Consider the following 15,198-nt stretch of genomic DNA (forward strand, 5'->3'; position numbering starts at 1 on the left):
GCCTATGAAAAAAAATCCGGCGAGGTACTGCCATACCCCACCGGACCGAAGATCAAACAATTCCGAGGCAGCGCAGGTCAACCACGCAACTGCCTCAAAACTTGAAGAAATTATGTTTAATCTAACGTTCTAAATTATGAAAAATTTATTACGCATACTACTTATGTCAGTCAAATTTGTACTGTATGGATATGCTTGTTTGGTGGTGACCATGACTTCCGTGGTGGCACATACCGTGAATGGACAGGTGAAAAGCATTGAGGAAATCAGTGTAACCCTAACTAACCAAAACCTTACGATAAAGCAAGTCTTCGAAACCATCGAGGCTGAAAGTGACCTTCGTTTTTTCTATTTTGAAAAAAACGTCGATTTAACCCAAGAAATTACGCTGATTCCTCAACGTCGTTGGGTGGCCGATATTTTGGCCGAGGTGTCCTCTAAAACGGATCTTAAATTCAAGCAAATTAATACGACAATTGCCGTGAATAAGCGCAGGACCGACACACCCCCCCGGTCGGCTGATGTCGAGGAATTTAAGACTGTTACGGGCATCGTAAGGGATTCCGAGGGGGAGCCGCTTCCGGGTGTAACCGTTTTTGTCGAAGGCGCATCTTCGGGAACGGTGACCGACCTGGATGGGCGATTTTCGCTGGACACTCCGGAACAAGGATACCTGATTATTTCTTTTATCGGGTTCAAGCGAGAGCGGGTAAACCTATCCAGTGGAGATACCTTCGACGTTACGCTTCAACCGGACAATACCACCCTTGAAGAAGTAGTGGTTACGGGCTACGGTAGTCAGCTCAAACGAGAGGTGACTGGTAGCATTGCCTCGGTGAAGGGGGAAGAGTTGGCACGGGTACAGGTACCCTCTTTTGATGCGGCCTTGCAGGGAAAAGCAGCCGGTGTACAGGTAAACCAGGGTAGCGGTGTGCCGGGCTCGCCTTCCAGGATTCTGATACGGGGCACATCGTCTATCTCTGCGGGTTCCGAACCCCTAATTGTGGTCGATGGTTTTCCGTTGACACAGGAATTGACCGGACAGGGGGGCATCAATTCGTTTATGTCCATCAACCCTTCCGATATCGAGGACATTCAGGTGCTGAAAGACGCAGCCGCCACGGCTATTTACGGATCCCGTGGAGCCAATGGCGTCATATTGGTTACGACCAGGTCGGGAAAGGACGGGCAGCGTAGCATCAACTTTAATTATAGCTATGGCGTGCAGGAGCCTGCAAACATGGTAGAAATGGCAGACGGCGCCCAGTGGCTTCGGATGGTAGATCGTTCGTTTGCCAACGATGGATTTGACCGCGAATGGGATCCGGTAGTAGATGGAGGTCTGGTGAGTTCTTTCATAGAAAGCCCCAATCAATACCTTACCCGTCAGATGGTGGAGCAAGTAGCTGCTTCTGGCGGGACCGATTGGCTTTCTCCCATTTGGCGACAGGGTTCCATCGAAGATGTCACCGTTTCTGCCACCAGGGGTAACGAACGGTCTTCCTATTTCATTTCCTTGCGGTACCAGGATCACAAAGGACTGATGAATGCCCAACGGCTGCAGACCTATGGGCTGCGGGCAAACCTTGATTTCACCATATCGGATAAGTTAAAGACAGGAATCAAAACCAATTTCAATTATTTTGAAAACCAGCGGGGTCAGTTGGGTGGAACCAACGAAGCCAACCCCAATGGGGGGCGCCCGGACCGGGGAAACCGGGGAGGTTACGGGGCAGCCATTGGCGGAGCTGTTCCGGTTTTACCTGTGTTTCTGGAAGACGGAAGTTATTTTGACCCCTTTGGTGGCCGAAACCCCATTGTGGCAAACCTACCATCCAATTTTCTGGATAAGGCGGAAAATTACAGGAACATCAGCAACCTTTTTGTAGAATACACGCCCATCGAGGGGCTTAGCCTGCGTGCTGAGGGAGGAATAGACACCTGGTATACAAAATCCACCTACCATGTCAGTGATGCGGTGCGCATCTCCAGATACGGAGAAGTGGGCAATACCTTGCGCAATAACCTCAATCTGAATGCCTACGCTACCTATACCAAAAAAATGGATGCGCATTCCTTTACGCTGGTAGCTGGTGCGGAACGGCAACGCAGGAATTTTTTCCGAACCGACGCCCGGGCAGAAAACCTGGTTTCCTCCGACGTGAATATCGGTGAAACAGCCGGGGATAATGTTATTTCCCTGGTAACGGGTACCTTCCCCGAATTCCGAATCCAAAGTTACTTTGGGAGATTGAATTACAACTATAAGGACAAGTACTATGCCATGGCCAGCTTTCGGAGGGACGGGGCTTCGGTATTTGGCAGAAACAACCGGTACGGGCAGTTCCCTGCCTTGTCTGCAGGGTGGATACTTAGTGAAGAAAATTTTGCCAGTAATCTGGGCCCGGTGGACTTCTTGAAACTACGCGCCAGTTTTGGGAGAACAGGGAATGCCGACATTCCGAACGTGTTGGAAAACCAGTATGTAACCTGGCCCGCCTACTCTTTTGGATCGGGAATCATTCAGCGTGTTATTGGCGTGCCGGATATCCAATGGGAGGAGATCAATACCTTTGACGCTTCCCTCGATTTCGAAGCCTATGAGGCCCGGGTCAGCGGTTCCGTTGGTTTTTACCAGCAGGATGTAAAAAACATGCTATTGCTGAATCCCATCCCGCCCTCCCAGGGCATTTTGCTGGGAACTTCGGCCATTTGGACCAACATCGGTGATTTGAGAAATCGCGGCCTGGAGATGTCACTAAACACCGTCAACATCGACAGCCCGGGAGGGTTTAGCTGGCGAACGGATTTTAATTTGACACTGATACGCGATAAGGTCATGCGCCTGGTACCGCGTCTGGATCAAAACAATTTAGGGATTGTTCAGGGAGCGACCATTACGCGGTCTGGAGGCCGATTGGGGACGTATTTCATGGCTGAACATGCCTTTATTGATCCCGATACGGGCTACGAATACATTTATGAAATCAATCAGGACCTATTTGCCGAAACCGGGATCATCGAAAAAACTGGGGAAACCCTATTGGCTACACCCGCCAATGCCCAGCAAAATAGGGTAGAGTTGGAGGGAAAAAGCGGACTTCCCACCTATTTTGGTGGTTTTCAAAACACCTTTGGTTACAAAGGATTTGAATTATCGGTGTTTTTATCCTTTCAGGGAGGCAATTACCTCTACGATGGAAACCGCGTGGAAGTTGCTGGAGGCTCAAATTTCCGGGCCGATCTGGAAGGTCGTGTGTGGACCGAGGATAATCCGAATGCCGAACTGCCCAGACAGAGTTACCTCAAAAGAACCCGGGAAAACGAACCGATGGCCCGACCTGGCTCCACTTCGTTGTACCTGCAGGATGGCTCTTTTGTCCGGCTTCGAAACGTGCAGTTGAGCTATAACTTACCGCAGACCTGGCTTTCGAAAGCGAAAATTAAAAACGGTCGGGTGTATGTCAATGCCACGAACCTGCTGACCTTCACGGGGTACGATGGCTTCGATCCGGAGGTGGCTAATTTTGATGCCAACCGCCAAAACCGGAATCTGACGCAGGGTTTTGTAGGCGGGAGCCCTTTTCCCCAACTGCGGACCATTACCGGAGGTGTTTCATTTACTTTTTAACAACTAATCTAAAAAGAACATGAAAAAGATACGAACGATCAACACATACGTTTGCCTGGTCATGCTGTTGGCAATGGGACTATTCAGTTCCTGTGAAGACCAGTGGTTGGAGGATGTAGGTACCGTTTCCAATGGGTTTTCCCAACCAAGAAATACCCAGGATTTGGAGCAATTGGTCAATGGTGCACTTTGGGTAGCCGGAGGCAGTGGAGGCTTTCGTGGTATTCACGGAAACCAGGCTATCTACTCAGCTACCATCTCTGATGTGGGAAAGCTAATGGATGACCTGGGAGTAGTCGGTCAGGATGCGGTCGATTGGTACAACCGTGATTTTTCCAACAATTCCCACTCCCAACCCACGCGCAACTGGGAAGCAGGGTATGCGGTCTTGTTGGCGGCCAATGCGGTAATCGACTGGGTAGACCGAAACGGTGCCTTTGACGATGCGCAGGCCCATTGGACCCCACGCATTATGGGGGAAGCCTACTGGTTGCGGGCTTGGGTTAATTTCCACCTGGTACGCATTTTTGCGCCGCCCTATGGTTCGGATAACAGTGCTCCGGCCATCATTATTAAAAATAGAATGCCTAACTCTGCCTTTGATAATCCAGAGTTAAGTACCGTTCAGGAGGTCTACGATCAGATTTTAGCAGATCTCGAACAGGCCATTGAGTTGTTGCCCGAACGATACGATCCGGATAGAGACCCCCCCGCATACGTGGACCGGCAAGATCGCATGGCGGCCCATTTCCTGGCCATGCGTGTCAATTTTCAGATGCGAAACTGGGAGCAAGCCGAGGAACATGCCGACGCAATCCTGAACTCAGGAAGGTATCCGCTCGACCAGGATCCCATAGAAGCATGGAACAAGGATCAGTTTGGGGATAAAGGACATGAGGTGGTATTTCAGTACGTTACTTCCGGTCCGCAGACCAGTTGGAAGCCGCCGGTGATTTCCAGGTGGTTGGGGTACTCCGATCCCAATGGAAGATGGAACCTCACAAACCGATTTAATAACAACCAGATTATGTCCCTGAGCGAACATTTTAAATCCCTAACCGGCTGGGACAATCACGAAGAAGCCATGAACGATAAGCGGTACCAACAGTTGTTTATTTCGTTTGGACCCAACGAAGACCCGAGACCTGCTTACCAGGGCTTAAACACCCGGGAGGTTTGGGGACATAAATGGTACCGTGCAGGAGAGGCGGAGGCTTCCAATCGCGTTTCCAGCCTTCCCCTCATGCGTGCGGCGGAAGCCCATCTTACCCGATCCTACCTGAGGTTTTCGCGAGGGGACGAAGAGGGTGCCCGGTCGGACTTGAACGTCGTTCGGAACCGTGCTGGCCTGGAAGCCTATTCCGGTCCGATGTCCGTAGAAATCATCGAAATCGAACGCATGAAAGAGTTGGTTTTCGAAAACGACCGGCTTTACTACCTGCAGGCCTTGCAGCGGGAGATTCCAAATGGGGACCGTGGACCCGGTACCATTGATTGGACTGCCAGAACCTGGCAACCTGTTCCGCAAAACGAATTGGATTTGAACCCAAACATTGACCGATAAACCTATGGGGTATTTTTTTTCAAAGGAAAAGCCTTTTACCGGGCTTTTCCTTTGTATTCTTCTGGGCTGGTTAGCCCTTGCCTTCCCTACCGGTGGCATCGCCCAGCATTGCTGGTCCACGCAAAGCTATCCGGACGAACAGGGATTTCAGGACAGAACCGCCGGAGTTTTGGAAAGGCTGGCTACTCTGGAGATTGCAAAACGTTCTCAGGGTACGGCTATTTGTCCGGACACCGGGCGTTCCTTTAAAACCTGGGCAGTGGAAGGAGAATACGTGTTGTCTCCCTATACTGGAAGAAAAATCATTCAGGGACCTACCGGATATTTTGGCCCCAGGGAACGGGGAGAAGACGGACAAATCAGTCGATTTGGCGGAGATGCCCTAAAGAAGGATTTGATTCCTGCCACGGCAACGTTGCTGCTCAACCCCTTCGATTCGTTGACCCGTGCCTTTCTTTCTGTACCGGGCAATTTGGCACAACAGTATCACTTCGCCGCCAAAAACTGGGCTCGGTTTTACCCCCTTCTCGCCGAGAAAATGGGCCCTGAGTGGAGAAAGCAATTCCAGCAGGCTGTGGCAGACTATACGGCATTATCCAGACCCTCGGATGGCTACCGGAGCTATGCGCCTCTTTCCACCCCTCATGATCTGGTCGGAGAGCCGGGGCATCTGCTTGGCGGGAATAAAAAAGACGGGGGCACTGAAAATCATAAAATCATGTGGCGATCGGCTGCCCTGGTCTATGCAGGCAACTTTCCCGACAGTGCCCGAATTTCAGGCTGGCCTATCAATCAGGCGGATTCGTTGGCCAGTGGGTATTTTTCTGATTTTTTAAAACGACTTTTGACCACTGGAAACGGGGAATACGATTCCGAAATATACTATCCCCACAGCATCGAAGCCTTGCTAAATGCGTACGACTTTGCCGGATCCGCAGCAGACAGGGACGTGGCCAGGGCGATTTTGGACTATTACCTGATCACACTGGCCATTAAATCCTACGATGGCGCCCTGGCTGGTGCACAGAAGCGCGGACCTTCCCATATGAATCGGGGAGGCGAGCTGAGTAGCCTGTTTCATGTCTGGTTTGATTCACCGATGCTAGACGATACGCCGGCTTCCCTGCACCAGTTGAGCAGTGGATACCGGCCCAATTCGCTCATCTGGAAACTTTACAACAAAGCGTTTGATCTGCCGCTGGAATTAGCCGTTGCCCGGCCTACCTATCATATGGATCAACCAAACGATGCACAGGAATACTTTTACGCAAGCAGGAATTTCGGTATGGGAAGCATCTACCTAAACCGACTGGATAATCCCAATCAACAGGTACAGTGGTCCCTCGTTTTCCGAACGGATAAGGGCCCCAAAACGGTAGGAGGAGGGCAGCCCTTTCATGGCAGCCCCGGCGGTCACAGCCCTTACACCCAGACCTTTCAGTATCGCGAAACACTTCTCGTCGCTGCAGCGGAGACGAGTAGAAGAGGGAGAAGCGAGGAGCCGGCGTACGACATGCGCAAAAAACTGGGGGAAAAAGCCTTGCAGGAATTGGACAAGCCGCCCGCAATGGGTACTCCGGCCTTTGCCGACTGGGTGAAAAAAGCCAGGTACCAAGAAGCCTGCTGGCTATTCATTCCAAAGAATAGCGGTGAAATTTTGGAAAAAGATGGTAGGGTGTTCTTGCGATCGGATCGGGTATACCTGGCCATCACCCCTTTCTCCAACGAGCATTACTGGATCGATTCCCTGGCAGGGAACAGCAATTCTGGAAATACGGATCAGTTTCAGGATTATGCGATATTAGTGGTGCCCGGACCTTTCTCTGGCTATGCGCTGGAGGTTCACGAGAGCGACTCTTTTTTAAACGTTGAGGAGTTTATGCAGCGTATGCGAGCAGAATCTGACCTGAAAATTAACGTTCGATCCCGGATCGCAAAGTACCGGTCCAGTTCCGGTGATTCCCTGGAAATGGTGTACCGGGGAGATGCACTGCATGCTACCGGCAGGATAAATGAAAAGGAAGTAACTTTTACTGACTGGAGCCCGGCGGGGGTGTACACATCGGATGTGTTGGCGATTGGTGAGGGAGTTCTCCGGCTAAAGTTAGGTGGTAAGGTTCAAACGATGAAATGGACAAAGAATGGCATTGAAAGAAATTAAATCGAAACGAAAGCAATCTCTGCTAATGGGGATACTTTGTCTGGGCTTACTGGTGCTCGGGCTGGTACCCCCCGCTACGGCACAAAAAAATGCCCTGGATTGGCTCATTGATGCGCCGGAATTGGAGCAAGCAGACGCTGTTGGGATACATCCGAGGGGGTTGCTGTTGCCAGAAGAAGTGCCAGTCCTTCGCAAACGATTGGCAGAGGAGCGGTATTCGGGTATTTTATCGGCCTACCGGGAAAAAGCAGCGCGACTTGAAAAAGCATTGCAGATAGCGGATCCGGATGCCCGACAACTGGCCGAATCGGCTGAAATGTTCGCCATTTTACATTTATTGTCGGGTGAAGCCCGGTATTCGGATCAGGCCTTCTCCCAGCTGGAGCGGTTGTTTCAAGATCGGATAATTTTTAATAACCCCGTTTCCCGAGGACTTACCCGAGCGGCTGTCTTGCGTTCGTTGGCAATGGCCTATGACCTGTGCTACACGGGATGGTCTCCGGATCAGCGAAACCGCGTAAACCGGCAACTGTACAAACTCACCTATACCACGCAGGCAAACATGGGGGCGGAGGCCAATTATAGCCTGGTTAGCAACTGGATGGGGGTACGCTGGGGAGCGGCCCTCTTTGCGGGAATGGTCTGGGACAATCCCTTTCCGGATGAACGGTCCCTCATGGATCCGCTGGTATGGGACGCCACCAAGCGACTGATGGATCATATCAGGGAAAACATCTATCCGCAAGGCTGGAACGCGGAAAGTATCGGTTACCACTTGTACAATTGGTCGTTTATCGGCCCGGCCCTTATCGCGTTTCAAAACAGGCAGGGGCAGGGAAACAGCCGGTCCGCGCTGGAAATACTGGCTCCTACCGCCAGGGAAGCGATAAAAGCCATGGCACCAACCATGGTTAGCATTTTTGCCCGGGAGGGTCTAACGGGAATGAAGCCCGATTTATCTGATGACAACTTAAATCTTGGTACCGGTTTTTTTGGATTGGCATTTCGCCTGTATCCCCAGGCGGAACTACCCGAAATCAAATGGATGCACGATTATCTGGGAGATAGTTCCCTCTACAGCCTGATGTATTACCCTGCGGAAATACGTAGTAAAAACCCGGGCCAAAGCGGTTGGTTAAACCATGCCGATACTACGCAAGGAGTGGCCGTTTTCAGAAACAGGTTTGCCGATGATGCCGACGTAGTAGCAGTGTTTAATACCTCTTCCAAACGCATTGCGGGTCACAAAGGTCCGGATGTCAATACGTTTCGCATCATTGGCGGGGGAGTTCCATTGGTTATCGGGGCTGGAAGAACCGGAAAGATCGCCGGACAAACCAACGTATTTCCCCATGTACCGGATGGGGATGAGACCGGGCAGCCGGATCCGGGCAGCTTGCTGGATTTCGGATTCGATGGCTCTGGTTCCGGCTTTGCTATCGGGGAGGGGAGTAGTACCGGGGTGATGGAGCACCGCCGTACGTTTACTGTCCGCTACGATGAGGCTTCCGGAGCGGAAGCAGTGTTTTTGATCGAGGATCACACGGAAAACGGGCGGATTTGGCGAATGGCCACGCCTGAATTCAACGAGGTTCGTCTTTCTGAAAATGGGTTTACAATCGATACACCCACTGGATACAGGCTGCATGTACTGGTCCTGGGCAAGCCGAATCAAGCGCTGGCCACGGTAAGCACCGTTCCTTACGGGGGGCAGCTTTCCCGCGTGAACCCCGGAATCGTCTGGAACGGCCGGTCTTATACCCACAGCAAGGTCATTGATCTGGAAATGGAAGCGGAACTAACGGTGCTGATGGTTTTGCAAGCTCCCGGTCAGCCGGAGCCACAGGTACGTCTCGACGAGGGAAACGCACGTGTTTTTATAGCGAATCTGGCAATCGAATTAGAAAATAAATAACTCACCCTATCCCATGAAAAAAGAACTGGTTTTCGGCTACCTATTTCTAGGATTTCTGCTTTCTGACCGTTTGGAAGCCCAGCAGGATCACGATTTTCTACACGATGTATACGATAGCAGGCACCAGTCTCCCGCCCAGCAGCGGTACCGGGACCTGGCTCCGGTACCGGCGGGCGTGGTGTATATTCAGCGTCCGGGAGAAGGGGAAGCGGAAATTCGCTGGCATTTCCGTACCATGAAGGAATTGGGCTTTACCAATCTCAAACAAATCATGCCACTGCCCGATTGGTCCCTGGAGCAAATCCAGCTGATAGCGCTGGAGGAGGGGCTCATTCCCTGGTGGTATGCTGAGGGAGGCTGGGATCCCATCAGCCCGGAGTTGATTCAAAAAATCGGACTCCCTGCTGGGATGGAATTGAGCGAAGTGCGCCGACATCCAAAAATGATTGCGTACCAAACCGACTACTTAAAAAAGCGCGTACAGACGTACGCTGAAGAAGTACGTCAATCGGGGCACCGGGAGCACATCCGGGGCTCTAGCAGTGCCTACGACCCACTTGTCGGTGAAAGGGGCCTGGATTTGAGTGATCTGGGGAAGAAATTGTTCGTGTCCTGGGCGAGGGAGCAGTACCAGACCATCGACCAGCTAAATCTGGCACACAATCAACACCACCACGGTCTGGCCACCGGGGGGCAGCCGTATACTTCCTGGGAAGATTTTGAGAAACGGTGGCAAGCGTACAATCACCGCGAACTACGCATCGTTCGGGATATTCTTCGATTCAAAGCGGATTATGGGGTGTCGGCCCTGAAAGAAAAGGTAAGGTCTTTTCAAAAGGTGGATGCGAACGCTCCCTACCGGGCAGGGGGGGAGCTAGGCTTGTTTCGTCCCCATGCCTATTTTGGGGTAAACTTCCCCGGAATCGCCGAAGCCATGCGGGATGTCGGATCCTTTTATCCCTCGATTCATTTTACCTGGCATTTTGACCAGGTTCAGGACGAGCTGGGTCCGACGGTCTACATGCAGGCAAGTTACATCCAAGACATGTTCAAAGGGGGTTGGAGTGGCGGCTGGGAGACCACCGGAGGTCCGCAACAGTTTGGTGGAGAAAAGTTTGGGCAAAACAACAAGGGTTTTACGGTAGATGCCCCGGAAATGGAGCAATTTACGTTGAGTATGCTTGCTGCAGGTTTTAAGGGCTGGGGACTTTGGAGTTGGTCGGTGCGGACCGCGGGGGCGGAAGTAGGCGAATATGCGCTGCTCGACCATCAGAATAACGTCACCGAACGGGCGGTAGCTGTAGGAAAAATAGCGAAAGCCATGCAAAAATACCGGGAAGAGATTTGGTCCTTACACAAAGAACCGCAGGTTGGCGTTTTTTTTGACTGGGACAACGAGGCCATGTGGACGGCCCTCTCGTTGAAGGGGCAGGACAGCCTGAGATACCGTCCCATGGAAGCCCGCGTCGGACTGACCCGGGCACTAATCAATGCCGATATCCCCTTCGAATTTGTAACCAAACAGGATCTGGAAGCGGGCCTGGCCCAACGCTACCCCGTTATTTATCTGCCAGCTGTTCTGGCCCTCGACAAATCGATGGTTCCGGTTTTAACCCGGTATGTTTCAAATGGAGGCCGTTTGGTGATGGACATGCCGGGAGCCTGGATGGATACTTATTCGGCACTGTTTCCCAGAGGCAGGGGCAGTGATTTTGCCGACCTGTTCGGTGTGGTCTTACGGGAATACCAATTTTCGGGTATCAATCGGGATTGGTCCATACAAGGAGCGTTGCTGACAGGTTCCATAGGTGATATTCAGCCGGTTTCCGCAGAGGTGGTACAGCGATTTGACAACGGGAAAGCGGCGGTGACGGTGAACAAAAAAGGACATGGAGCGGTCGTTCTCATCGGGTATGAGGCTGCCAGAGCTTGTTTTCGGCCCCGGCAGGACCTTGCCGAAGAGCGACTCCTGAAAGCGGTCATGCCTGAAGGAATGAAGGTACCAGTAAGCAGCGAACAAGCCATCGTATACCGGCTGGCGGGTCCCGAAAGCGATCATTATTTTCTTTTAAATGAACAGGCCGAAACGGTACAAGCCCGTTTGGATATTGCCGGTCCAAATTACACGGCCATGGAAGATGCGGTGAGTGGTGAAACGTTACCGATGGATGCACCCGTGACCATTGAGGCTCATGGAGCAAGGTGGATCCGCATGCAGAAAGACTAACCGATTGCGATTGAACCGAAGCAAATGATTTCCGGGTAAGGGCTAAATGAGTGTTTCGAGTTTTTCGTGCGTAAGGGGTTTTTCGATAAATCCGCTAACGAAGGGAAATTCTTTGGATTTTTGACGGTCCTGGAAGTCGATCGAACTGGAAAGCATGATGATGCGATCGTTTCGTTCGTTTTCAAGTTCTACATAGTGGCTTAAAAAATCCCAACCATTCATCACCGGCATGTTTATATCTACCAGAATCAATACCTTTTTATCCAATCGCGGATTCTTGAGGTATTCCAATGCCAGTTCTGCTTCTAAAAATTCGATGGTTTTGGGTGATAGGTTTAACTTGTTGATTAACCGTTTATTGATTAAGTTATTAATAGGGTCATCATCAATTAAAACAATTAAATCGAATGGATACATTGATTTTTATAATAACTTTTCTCGCGCTCGATCTCTATTTTCTGAAATTTAACACTATAATCTCAGTATTAAAATTTTCTCCTCATTTTTTGTTGGCCATGCGTAGGCGGGCTTCCGGTGGATCAACCATTGACTCACCGATTAGGACAGGGGCAAAAAAAGAGGGGAAGCTGTTGGCTTCCCCCTTTTCGTTATTTGAAGGCGCGATGAATTACATCATGCCGCCCATTCCTCCGCCTCCCATTGGAGGGCCGGCAGGAGCTTCTTCTTTGATATCTGCCACTACACATTCGGTAGTCAGTAGCAGGGCTGCGATGGAGGCAGCATTTTCAAGTGCCAATCGGGTCACTTTGGTAGGATCGATTACACCGGCTTTGAACAGGTCTTCAAACTTGTCTGTTCTGGCGTTGTATCCGTAATCCCCCTTGGAATCTCTGATCTTGTTGATGACCACAGAACCTTCTCCACCGGAGTTGGAAACGATGGTTCGCAAGGGAGACTCCACAGCTTGCTTGATGATGTTGATACCGGTATCTTCGTCTTCGTTGGCTCCTTTTAATTTATCCAACGCGGCAGATGCACGTATCAAGGCAACACCACCACCTACTACGACACCTTCCTGAACAGCGGCGCGTGTAGCGTGCAAGGCATCATCTACCCGGTCTTTTTTCTCCTTCATTTCTACTTCGGTAGCCGCTCCAATGTACAGGATGGCTACGCCTCCGGAAAGCTTGGCAAGCCTTTCCTGAAGTTTTTCCCGATCGTAATCTGAGGTGGTTTTTTCAATTTGACTTTTGATCTCATTGATTCTACCTTCAATGGCTGATTTTTCACCAGCTCCATTTACGATGGTCGTGTTGTCTTTGTCAATGTTGATTTTTTCTGCAGTACCCAGGTAGTCGATGGTTACATTTTCCAGCTTGTAGCCTCTTTCTTCAGAAATCACGGTACCTCCGGTAAGCGTTGCGATGTCTTCCAACATGGCTTTCCTTCGGTCACCAAAACCTGGTGCCTTCACAGCCGCAACTTTCAACGCACCTCTAATTTTATTGACCACAAGGGTAGCAAGGGCTTCCCCGTCAACATCTTCGGCTATGATCAAAAGTGGCCGCCCAGACTGAGCTACGGGTTCCAGTACAGGAAGCAGCTCCTTCATGGCAGAGATCTTCTTGTCGTAAATCAAGATATAGGGATTCTCCAATTCAGCCTCCATTTTCTCCGTATTAGTAGTGAAGTAAGGAGAAAGGTAGCCTCGGTCAAACTGCATACCTTCTACGGTCTTCACCTCCGTTTCGGTGCCTTTGGCTTCTTCAACGGTGATGACACCGTCCTTGCCTACTTTTTCCATGGCGTCTGCAATCATTTTACCGATTTCATCGTCATTGTTTGCAGAGATGGTTCCTACTTGAGCAATTTCCTTGGAAGTAGAAATTTGCTTGGAGGCTTTTCTCAATTCTTCTACTACCGAACTAACCGCTTTGTCGATACCCCTTTTGAGGTCCATTGGGTTGGCTCCGGCAGCTACGTTTTTGATTCCGACGGAAAAAATAGACTGGGTCAAAACGGTAGCAGTCGTTGTACCATCTCCGGCATCGTCTGCCGTCTTGGACGCTACTTCTTTCACCAACTGGGCACCCATGTTTTCAATGGCATCTTCCAGTTCGATTTCCTTGGCAACGGTAACACCGTCCTTGGTAATGGTGGGAGCACCAAATTTCTTGTCCAAAATTACATTTCTGCCTTTGGGACCTAACGTTACTTTTACTGCATCTGCTAGCGCATCCACGCCTTTTTTCAGACGATCTCTCGCATCAGTGTTGAAAAATAATTCCTTAGCCATTTTTTACTCGTTTTTTCGTTACAATTAATTAAACTTGATAAAAGGATCCTTACAGGATAGCGAATATGTCCGCTTCTCTCATGATCAGATAATCTGCACCTTCCACGGAAAGTTCGGTACCTGCGTACTTGCCATAGAGAACGGTGTCTCCGACCTTTACGGTCAGCGGTTCGTCTTTCTTGCCGTTTCCTACAGCTACGACGGTGCCCTTTTGTGGTTTTTCTTTGGCAGTGTCAGGAATATAAAGTCCTGAAGCTGTTTTTTCTTCAGCAGCAGCGGGTTCTACCAAAACCCTGTCTGCTAGAGGTTGGATGTTAACTTTAGACATTGTGATTGAGTTATTTTTAAAGTTTAATTTCTACAATACGAATTCCCTACGTACACTTTCTGTGCCAATCCTGAGGAAGAACTTTTTCCTGACATAAAGTCTTACTTAACCGGCGCCTGACTGACAGACCTCCGAAAAGCTTTGTTCCTAGCTGTCATTTTTTCTGTTTGTGGTTGCAACAAAAGTCCGATTTTCGTAATTTTTGTGACATGAATTAACCACGTTGACCTATGAACAAATTATCTGAAAACTGGATTTCGGAAGGATGGATCGATTTTGAGTACAAAAAGTACCTGTTGCTTGCTTACCTGAAAGAGGTAAATGAGAAGTTTCAAGCGGTAAAACTGTATCCATCCCTTGGAGAATTGATTGCTCATCACCAAAAACTCTCGCTGTTGGATCAAAACCGAAGCCAATTGAAACTGGCCCTACCGAAAGAAATGGAAGGCATCGATCTGGAAAAAATGAAAATTACGTATAAACACAAAATCCAGGAGGACGACGTAATGAAAGAATTGGGCGAAATCATTGCCTTTTCCCTGCCCAAGATCAAGCAACATATTGAAGAAGGAAAATCCATTTACGACTTTATCGAAAGTCACCTGGAAATTGAACCGGTTGGATTGACCCCCATCTATCAGCGAGAAGGTTACGCCCTGCTCTCTTACCAAAACTCGCGGGATGTCTTTATCTATCGGTACCAGATTAACCTTTTTCAGAATAGCGTGGATCGCTTCCGGGGCATTGCCCTGCGTTTTGTAGCGGCTGTCAAAAGGAGTCTGACCTTAACCTACGAGCGTATCAAAATGGATTTGGTAAAAAAGTTTACGGACCTGCCCAATCCGTCTACCTGGAGAATTCAATCGGCGCAGCGGGTTCCGTTGGAAGAAAGCCTGCTCCCGGTGAGCAAACGCCTGCTTTTAAAGTACGTTACGCCCTAAACTAAGGGCGCAGACAAAGTTAGGGAACGAGCTGAATGCGGGAAATCCCGGACCGTTTGACACCTGACTTTACAAAGGGCTTCTTTCTGAATCCCTAAAAAACTGATATCCAATGAATTAAATAGAGGTAATTTAATTTAAAAACCCCGAAAATAGTCACTTTTAGGCTTTTTC

At 49.9% G+C, this 15,198-nt stretch carries 9 protein-coding genes; 6 read left to right on the plus strand and 3 right to left on the minus strand.

From position 1 onward, the window contains the following. Positions 1-136 precede the first annotated feature (136 nt). Genes GCU44_RS14720 through GCU44_RS14740 form a run of 5 tightly spaced genes read left to right on the plus strand, consistent with a single transcriptional unit; the run spans position 137 to position 11,498 of the window. Entirely contained in the window at positions 137-3,631 is a 3,495-nt protein-coding gene (locus tag GCU44_RS14720) for a SusC/RagA family TonB-linked outer membrane protein (protein ID WP_154857174.1), read from the plus strand. A gap of 19 nt (positions 3,632-3,650) precedes the next feature. After that, on the plus strand, positions 3,651-5,195 hold the full coding sequence (locus GCU44_RS14725; RefSeq protein WP_154857175.1) for a RagB/SusD family nutrient uptake outer membrane protein: 1,545 nt from the start codon (positions 3,651-3,653) through the stop codon (positions 5,193-5,195). Positions 5,196-5,199: 4 nt separating this feature from the next. After that, positions 5,200-7,356, plus strand: a complete 2,157-nt coding sequence (locus tag GCU44_RS14730) for a hypothetical protein (RefSeq protein ID WP_154857176.1) — start codon at positions 5,200-5,202, stop codon at positions 7,354-7,356. Continuing rightward, positions 7,337-9,271, plus strand: coding sequence for a hypothetical protein (locus tag GCU44_RS14735; protein ID WP_154857178.1), 1,935 nt, complete (start codon positions 7,337-7,339; stop codon positions 9,269-9,271). Before GCU44_RS14730 ends, GCU44_RS14735 begins: the two co-directional genes overlap by 20 nt. Positions 9,272-9,284: 13 nt before the next feature. Beyond that, positions 9,285-11,498, plus strand: a complete 2,214-nt coding sequence (locus GCU44_RS14740; RefSeq protein WP_154857180.1) for a beta-galactosidase trimerization domain-containing protein — start codon at positions 9,285-9,287, stop codon at positions 11,496-11,498. A gap of 42 nt (positions 11,499-11,540) precedes the next feature. Here the strand turns inward: GCU44_RS14740 and GCU44_RS14745 are convergent, their stop codons facing one another. From GCU44_RS14745 to GCU44_RS14755, 3 genes are all read right to left on the minus strand, one after another. Then, positions 11,541-11,915: a response regulator gene (locus tag GCU44_RS14745; protein WP_092175208.1), complete on the minus strand. Its 375-nt coding sequence runs from the start codon at positions 11,913-11,915 to the stop codon at positions 11,541-11,543. Positions 11,916-12,126: 211 nt separating this feature from the next. Beyond that, the gene (gene groL / locus GCU44_RS14750) at positions 12,127-13,755 is read right to left on the minus strand and encodes a chaperonin GroEL (RefSeq protein ID WP_092175211.1); all 1,629 of its coding nucleotides are present in this window, start codon (positions 13,753-13,755) and stop codon (positions 12,127-12,129) included. Between the two features lie 49 nt (positions 13,756-13,804). After that, positions 13,805-14,083 carry a co-chaperone GroES gene (locus tag GCU44_RS14755; protein WP_014021059.1) on the minus strand — a complete coding sequence of 93 codons (279 nt, stop codon included), beginning with the start codon at positions 14,081-14,083 and terminating at the stop codon, positions 13,805-13,807. 230 nt (positions 14,084-14,313) lie between these two features. Between GCU44_RS14755 and GCU44_RS14760 the strand changes: the two genes are divergently transcribed. After that, on the plus strand, positions 14,314-15,024 hold the full coding sequence (locus tag GCU44_RS14760) for a hypothetical protein (protein ID WP_092175214.1): 711 nt from the start codon (positions 14,314-14,316) through the stop codon (positions 15,022-15,024). Positions 15,025-15,198: the final 174 nt, after the last annotated feature.

This window comes from Cyclobacterium xiamenense (assembly GCF_009467825.1).
Lineage (GTDB): Bacteria > Bacteroidota > Bacteroidia > Cytophagales > Cyclobacteriaceae > Cyclobacterium > Cyclobacterium xiamenense.

Bases quoted from the DNA above. Each gene is read 5' to 3' on its own strand.
- GCU44_RS14720 (WP_154857174.1), top strand. From the start codon at position 137: ATGAAAAATTTATTACGCATACTACTTATGTCAGTCAAATTTGTACTG.
- GCU44_RS14725 (WP_154857175.1), top strand. From the start codon at position 3,651: ATGAAAAAGATACGAACGATCAACACATACGTTTGCCTGGTCATGCTG.
- GCU44_RS14730 (WP_154857176.1), top strand. From the start codon at position 5,200: ATGGGGTATTTTTTTTCAAAGGAAAAGCCTTTTACCGGGCTTTTCCTT.
- GCU44_RS14735 (WP_154857178.1), top strand. From the start codon at position 7,337: ATGGCATTGAAAGAAATTAAATCGAAACGAAAGCAATCTCTGCTAATG.
- GCU44_RS14740 (WP_154857180.1), top strand. From the start codon at position 9,285: ATGAAAAAAGAACTGGTTTTCGGCTACCTATTTCTAGGATTTCTGCTT.
- GCU44_RS14745 (WP_092175208.1), bottom strand. From the start codon at position 11,915: ATGTATCCATTCGATTTAATTGTTTTAATTGATGATGACCCTATTAAT.
- groL (WP_092175211.1), bottom strand. From the start codon at position 13,755: ATGGCTAAGGAATTATTTTTCAACACTGATGCGAGAGATCGTCTGAAA.
- GCU44_RS14755 (WP_014021059.1), bottom strand. From the start codon at position 14,083: ATGTCTAAAGTTAACATCCAACCTCTAGCAGACAGGGTTTTGGTAGAA.
- GCU44_RS14760 (WP_092175214.1), top strand. From the start codon at position 14,314: ATGAACAAATTATCTGAAAACTGGATTTCGGAAGGATGGATCGATTTT.